This is a genomic window from Muribacter muris (assembly GCF_001038205.1).
Classification (GTDB): Bacteria; Pseudomonadota; Gammaproteobacteria; order Enterobacterales; family Pasteurellaceae; genus Muribacter; species Muribacter muris.
This window is the reverse complement of the sequence record NZ_JWIZ01000062.1, coordinates 41,224-47,975: the sequence shown is the minus strand read 5'-3', so window position 1 is coordinate 47,975 and position 6,752 is coordinate 41,224. Positions and strand designations below refer to the sequence as shown.

Annotated in this window: 6 protein-coding genes; 4 read left to right on the top strand and 2 right to left on the bottom strand. The window is 47.1% G+C overall.

All coding sequences use genetic code 11. The annotated features are described in order from the left end of the window. Window positions 1-224: 224 nt before the first annotated feature. Together RO21_RS09505 and RO21_RS09500 are read right to left on the bottom strand one after the other, a co-directional pair. Entirely contained in the window at window positions 225-2,174 is a 1,950-nt protein-coding gene (locus RO21_RS09505) for an LTA synthase family protein (RefSeq protein WP_047977553.1), read from the bottom strand. A 9-nt stretch (window positions 2,175-2,183) separates the two neighbouring features. Next, entirely contained in the window at window positions 2,184-2,972 is a 789-nt protein-coding gene (locus tag RO21_RS09500; protein ID WP_047977552.1) for an MOSC domain-containing protein, read from the bottom strand. A gap of 354 nt (window positions 2,973-3,326) precedes the next feature. Between RO21_RS09500 and prfB the strand changes: the two genes are divergently transcribed. The 4 genes from prfB (at window position 3,327) to lgt (ending at window position 6,712) form a co-directional block, all read left to right on the top strand. After that, a protein-coding gene (prfB, locus tag RO21_RS09495; protein WP_157019735.1) for a peptide chain release factor 2 occupies window positions 3,327-4,425 on the top strand; the annotation gives its coding sequence in 2 pieces (ribosomal slippage) (window positions 3,327-3,401 and window positions 3,403-4,425; 1,098 coding nt in all). 110 nt (window positions 4,426-4,535) lie between these two features. Beyond that, window positions 4,536-5,102 carry an RNA pyrophosphohydrolase gene (rppH, locus tag RO21_RS09490; protein WP_047977550.1) on the top strand — a complete coding sequence of 189 codons (567 nt, stop codon included), beginning with the start codon at window positions 4,536-4,538 and terminating at the stop codon, window positions 5,100-5,102. Window positions 5,103-5,111: 9 nt separating this feature from the next. Beyond that, window positions 5,112-5,903, top strand: a complete 792-nt coding sequence (locus RO21_RS09485) for a sulfite exporter TauE/SafE family protein (RefSeq protein WP_047977549.1) — start codon at window positions 5,112-5,114, stop codon at window positions 5,901-5,903. Between the two features lie 17 nt (window positions 5,904-5,920). Beyond that, window positions 5,921-6,712 (top strand): prolipoprotein diacylglyceryl transferase, encoded by a 792-nt coding sequence (gene lgt / locus RO21_RS09480; protein WP_047977548.1) that lies wholly within the window; start codon window positions 5,921-5,923, stop codon window positions 6,710-6,712. Window positions 6,713-6,752: the final 40 nt, after the last annotated feature.

Below are 6,752 nucleotides of genomic sequence, written 5' to 3'. Positions count from 1 at the left end.
CTACGGGCAAAAGGCAAGCCCTTTAAAGTGGCGCTTAATGCCTGTATGCGTAAACTTTTGACCGTGATTAACGCTATCATCCGTGATGGCTCACAGTGGCAGCCTCTGGCTGTTTAATTAACGAATATGTCTCTTTCCAAGAGTTTGGGGGATACAGTTGCTACAAGCGGATAAAAAAATAACTTTGTGCAACTGCTATATAATATTGAATTTGTCCTCAAAATTTACTTTTTCACGTCCGATGCCTGCGGCAGTTTATACAGTTGATTTTTATAGAGATAGCTGCCGAGTAAAGCGTGTGCCAGTGCCTCTTTTTTCATTTCCGCCGATTGTGCTTTCGGCTGAAACTGTTTGCTAACAAAATCGTATTGATAGCCTTTAGGTTCGGTATTGGGCTGCAAAATAATCACATCTTGCCCTTTTAGCATCGCTTGGGTTTGATCGTACTGCATAAAGGCTCGATTAGGATTGACGTTTTGAGTGAGGTCAAACCCAATCATTGGGTAATCGCTGGATACGCCGGCTAAGGAAAGCAAGGTTGGCGGCATATCAATTTGGCTGACTAAGCGATTATCCCGTTTTGGCTCAATTCCCTCGCCCAAGATCAGCGCAGGAATATGGAAGTTGTAAATCGGGACTAAATCCGCCCCGTTGACCCGTGAATCGTGGTCGGCAACTACCAAAAATAGCGTGTCTTGCCAATAATCCGATTGCTTGGCGAGATCGAAAAAATAGCCCAGCGCATAATCGGCGTATTTAGCGGCATTATTGCGGGTTTGCTTTTCCTTATCGTAAAGGGCAATTTTACCGTCTGGAAACTCAAAAGGATCGTGGTTGCTGGAGGTAAATACCAAGCTGAAAAACGGTTTATCCGTTTTTGCCAGTGTATTAAAGGTTTCGTGGGCTTTATCAAACAGATCTTCATCGCTCATTCCCCAAGTGCCCTTAAATTTCGATTGTTTATACGCTTTTTCGTCAATGATCGTTTCAAAGCCGTTACCGTAAAAATAGCTTGCCATATTGTCGAAATGTTTTTCGCCACCATAGAGAAATGAGGTTTGATAGCCTTGACGGCGTAGTAATTCGGCAATGGTGAAAAAGCCGGTTTGGCTTTTGGTGAGTTTTACCGTTGAGCGTGCCGGTGTCGGTGTGAAGCCTGCCGTTATGGCTTCAATGCCCCGCACCGAGCGAGTGCCGGTTGCATAGATATTTTCAAATAGCCAGCCCTCGTTTGCCAGCCGATCAAAATTCGGTGAGAGCGGTTTGCCGCCGAGCGTGCCGATAAATTGCGCACCAAGGCTTTCTTGCAAAATAATCACAATATTACGCCGCTTGCCTTGATAGCTGGCTGGGTTGCGGGTTAAGGTGGGAATGTCTGCTGAAATATAGTCGGACTCCGGTCGGTTACGGCTTTTTTTTACGATCGCCAACATCTCCGCTTCCGTCATTTTGCCGTATTGCTCGGAAGATTTTTCTTCATCTTTTAATTGCTGCACCGCATACAGCACGGAATAGCCGGAGTTCAGCACTAAGGAATTAACCAGCGGATCGCCGGAAAATGCCACCATTGCCGGATTGATCCCGCGATGCGCGAAACTTGATCTTGCCCCCAAAATAGAAAGTGCAATCACCAATAACGCTAGCAGAGGTCGCCATTTCCAGCTAATTTCCGTGATATTTTGCGTTACCCGCTTCGCAAGCCGCCAATAGATCACGGTTGCCACCACGACACTGATAAGCGACAGTAACACGGCGGTTAAATGCCCGTTTGCCAGCATAGTGAACACTTCTTTGGGGTAGAGCAGATATTCAATAAATAGACGGTTCGGGCGGAAATCGTAGGTTTCAATGAATGCAGGTGTGGCAACTTCCATAAACAGAATAAATACACTGCAAGCGGTCAGCCACAGGCGTAAAATGACAAACCAAATTTTGCCCAAAGTATTATTGTGCCAAAGTAAAATCGTCAGTAAAGCGGGTGTGCCGAAAAGGTAGCAGATCGAAACAATATCAATGCGAATGCCCTGTAAAAAGAGCGTAGTCCAACCGTTTACGGCGGTTATCCGCTCTGCTTGCCATAGGGCTAATCCTAAGCGGGAGAGGCTTAGCACAATCAGGTTTAACCCGATAAAATAAAGGATAGGGAATAAAGGGGAACGATGTTGTCTTTGCATAGTGCAAACCTACGTTAAAAGGGTTAAATGATCACCCACTCGAATCACGCCGCTGTTTTTCGGCACAAGGTGAACCCCAAAAATAGGCTTGCCGTGTTCGTTGGTATGGTACTGTTTGAGGGTTCTAAAAGGCTCAACCTTAGGATCAAGTGCTAGGGTGTGCGGGTGGCGGGTGATCATAATGCAACGGGTGCAACATTGTGCGACAGTAAATGCGACGCTCCCGATTTGAATGTGCTGCCACTGTTCTTCTTCAAACGCTTCAACGCCGTCTATGACAATATTCGGGCGAAACTGTTCCATTGTAACGGGGACGGGAGACCAACTTTGTAGCTGACAGAGTGATTTCTCATTGGTGAGTAACAGCGGGTTACTGTCGGCAAAGCTCATTGGGTGAGGTTCAAAATGTCTGACTTGGCGCTCGCTCTGCGCCCCTAGCCAACGTAATTGTACTGCTCGCCCGAAAAGGGGGCTAAGCCATTGATTGACTTGCTCGCTTGCCACCCAAGAAGGAAAATGCGTCCCCCATACTTCACCGCTTTGTTGGCGGATAAAATCCCGATATAACGCCACACATTGTTCGCCATTATCTAATGTGATAACGATACCTGTCGAAATGGGCAATGCCGACAGGCGATACAGTGCTGCCTCTTTGCGTGCCGTGATAAATGTACCGTCTTGCTCGGTAATCATAAATTCACGGTCGAAATTTAGCCCTTGCGGTTGTACAAAGGCTTGAGCGACTTGATAGGCTCGGGTTGATTTTATTGGATAAAGATTAAGCGCTGTAACCTGCATTTTATGTCTCCTTTTGAAAAACGATCAAAAAAGCAAGATAGCAGAAAACAAGGCGTAGCGATATTTGTATTTCGGCATATTAAGATTTAATTTTAGACAATTTTTATCTGACAAGCGGTCAGTTCAGCCTAATATTTAACAAAATGCCGATTTTATATTGCAGTGGCACGCATTTTCATCGTAGCGCTGCAACGCCAAGAAAGGTCAAATTTTTCAAAGTGTGATAATCCTACGTTTCCTTTTGAATTGCCGTTTGTGCGTTTATATCATCATTACAAATATGCGCAAAAACCGAGCGTATTTGCCCTTTGGTGAATCTAGGCTATAATTCCGCCTTTTTAGTGAGGATAGATTATGTTTGAAATTAACCCGATTAAAACCCAGCTTGCCGACTTAGCCGCCCGTACCGCAACGCTCAGGGGGTATCTTTGACTTTGAGGCAAAAGTCGAGTGTTTAGAAGAAGTCAATGCGGAATTGGAACAGCCGGACGTTTGGAACGAGCCTGAAAAAGCCCAAGCGTTAGGCAAAGAGCGTGTTGCCCTCGAAACGGTAGTCAATACCATTCACGCCCTTGAGCAAGGTATTGAAGATGTAGAAGGTTTAATTGAGCTGGCGGTGGAAGCAGAGGACGAGCAAACCTTTCACGAAGCCGTGCAAGAAGCCGAACAATTAGAAGAAAAATTGGCTCAACTGGAATTTCGCCGAATGTTTAGCGGTCAGCACGATGCCGCCGACTGCTATGTTGATCTACAAGCCGGCTCAGGCGGTACGGAAGCGCAGGATTGGACGGAAATGCTGCTACGAATGTATCTGCGCTGGGCGGAAAGCAAAGGCTTTAAGACTGAGTTAATGGAAGTTTCGGACGGCGATGTGGCAGGGATTAAATCGGCGACTATCCGCATTTCAGGCGAATATGCGTTCGGCTGGCTGCGTACCGAAACCGGCATTCACCGCTTGGTGCGTAAAAGCCCGTTTGATTCCAACAACCGCCGCCATACCTCGTTTAGTGCGGCATTTGTCTATCCGGAAATTGATGACGATATTGACATTGAGATCAACCCGGCGGATCTGCGTATCGATGTTTACCGTGCCTCCGGTGCCGGCGGTCAGCACGTCAATAAAACCGAATCGGCGGTGCGGATTACCCACATTCCAAGTGGAATTGTGGTGCAGTGCCAAAACGACCGTTCCCAACATAAGAACAAAGATCAGTGTATGAAGCAGCTTAAAGCCAAGCTGTACGAAATGGAAATGATGAAGAAAAACGCCGATAAACAGGCAATGGAAGAGAGTAAATCCGATATCGGCTGGGGCAGCCAAATTCGTTCCTATGTGTTGGACGACTCCCGCATCAAAGATTTACGCACCGGCGTGGAAAACCGCAATACGCAAGCGGTACTTGACGGTGATTTAGATCGCTTTATCGAAGCCAGCCTCAAAGCCGGTTTGTAAATTTTCTCCCAAAACCGACCGCTTGTAGCCTGGCTTTGGGTTGTTCAAAAGGCGGATTTGTGAAACAATTCACGCTATTTTATAAAATTTAGAAATTAAGGCGGTCTGAATTGATCGATTTCGATGGTTACCGCCCGAATGTTGGTATCGTCATCTGTAATCAGCAGGGGCAAGTTTTGTGGGCGAGGCGGTTTGGTCAGAACTCGTGGCAGTTTCCGCAAGGGGGCATTCACGAGGGGGAAAACATTGAGCAGGCAATGTACCGTGAGCTTTACGAAGAAGTCGGCTTGTCTAAAAAAGATGTGCGGTTGATTTGGGCATCTAAATACTGGTTGAAATATAAGCTGCCGAAGCGTTTGGTGCGGGCGGATACGGCACAGCCGGTTTGTATCGGGCAGAAACAGCGTTGGTTTTTGTTGCAACTGGTCAGTGATGAGAGCACAATCAATTTAAAAACGAGCAAAGTGCCGGAGTTTGACGGCTGGCGTTGGGTGAGTTTTTGGTATCCGGTTCGGCAGGTGGTGTCGTTTAAGCGTGATGTTTATCGTAAGGTGATGAAAGAGTTCGCCCAAGTGCTGATTAACGAAGCAAAAAAAACGGAAGCGGATAAATCGGAGAAACGGGCGTTTCGTGCCGACAAGCGTGAGTGGCGTAAGCCTTATCGAGTCAAAAAATAGGAGAGTTGTATGTGGGAAATTATCATTGTTTGCCTTGCTATCGGGGTGTTTGCGGGATTTATCGCAGGCTTGCTGGGATTAGGCGGGGGGACGGTGGTGGTGCCGACCTTATACTACGTGCTGCCTTATATCGGCATTCACGAGGACATACTAATGCCGGTTGCATTGGGAACGTCTTTTGCGACCATCGTCGTCAGTACAATGTCCGCCGCTCAACAGCACCATAAAAACGGCAATGTAGATTGGAAAACGGCGAAAACCTTAGCGCCAACCCTGATGATTTCGGTATTTATTGCCGGTTTGTTTGTCAGCGGTTTGCCGAAAGCGCATTTGACTAAAATGTTTGCGGTTATTGTAATCTACCTTGCTGTTAAGATGTTGATTTCATTGAAAACTACACCGAAGGTTAAACCTCTTACTACCAAATCGACCGTGATTGCCGGCGGAGTGATCGGGGCAGTATCCAGTATGGCAGGTGTTGGCGGCGGGGCGTTTGTCGTGCCGTTTTTAAACGGGCGAGGAATGGCATTAAAACGGGCAATCGGCACATCATCGATCTGCGGTTCATTGTTGGGCTTGGCAGGCGCATTGAGCTTTATTTCAAGCGGTTGGCACAATCCGTTATTGCCAGAGTATTCCCTTGGCTATGTCTATTTGCCGGCATTGCTTGGAATTACGATTAGTTCGTATTTCACCTCAAAAATCGGGGCGAATTTGGCAAATAAATTGCCGGTGTCCGTCTTAAAACGCATTTTTGCGGTGTTCTTAATTTTTGTCGGCTTGAGTATGCTGGTTAAATAATCTAATAAAGGAAAGTTATGCAAGAATTTATTCCCTTCCCCAAAATAAGTCCGGTGATTTTTGAAGTGGGCGGCATTTCGCTCCATTGGTACGGGGTAATGTATTTACTCGGTTTTGGTTTTGCCTATTGGCTGGGGACGCGTCGAGCAAAACAGTCTAACGGCATTTGGACGGTAGAACAGGTCGATCAACTGCTGTTCAATAGTTTTCTCGGTGTGGTGTTGGGCGGACGAATCGGCGATGTCTTCTTTTACAGTTTCGACCGTTTTTTAGCCGATCCGCTCTACCTGTTTCGTATTTGGGAGGGGGGAATGTCATTCCACGGCGGCTTAATCGGCGTGATTTTGGCTATGCTCTGGACGTCCCATCGCCAACATCGCTCATTTTGGCAGACCGCCGATTTCGTTGCACCCCTGATCCCGTTCGGCTTGGGAATGGGGCGTATCGGCAACTTTATTAACGATGAATTATGGGGGCGCGTAACGGATGTGCCGTGGGCGGTGCTTTTCCCTAACGGCGGTTATTTGCCCCGCCACCCCTCCCAGCTTTATGAAGCGGTGTTGGAGGGCTTAGTGCTGTTTTTGATTTTAAACGGCTTTATCCGCAAGCCCCGTCCGACCGGCTCGGTTGCCGGTTTGTTCCTCATCGGCTACGGCACATTCCGTTTTATTGTCGAATATTTCCGTGAATTTGACCCAACCGTCAATACCGCTCAAGACCTGATTACCCGTGGGCAGTTACTTTCCCTACCAATGATAGTGCTGGGGGCGATATTTATGTTGCTGGCATACCGTCGCAAAAAATCGTGATAAATTGACCGCTTGTAACAGGTATAGAAAAGGATAGAAA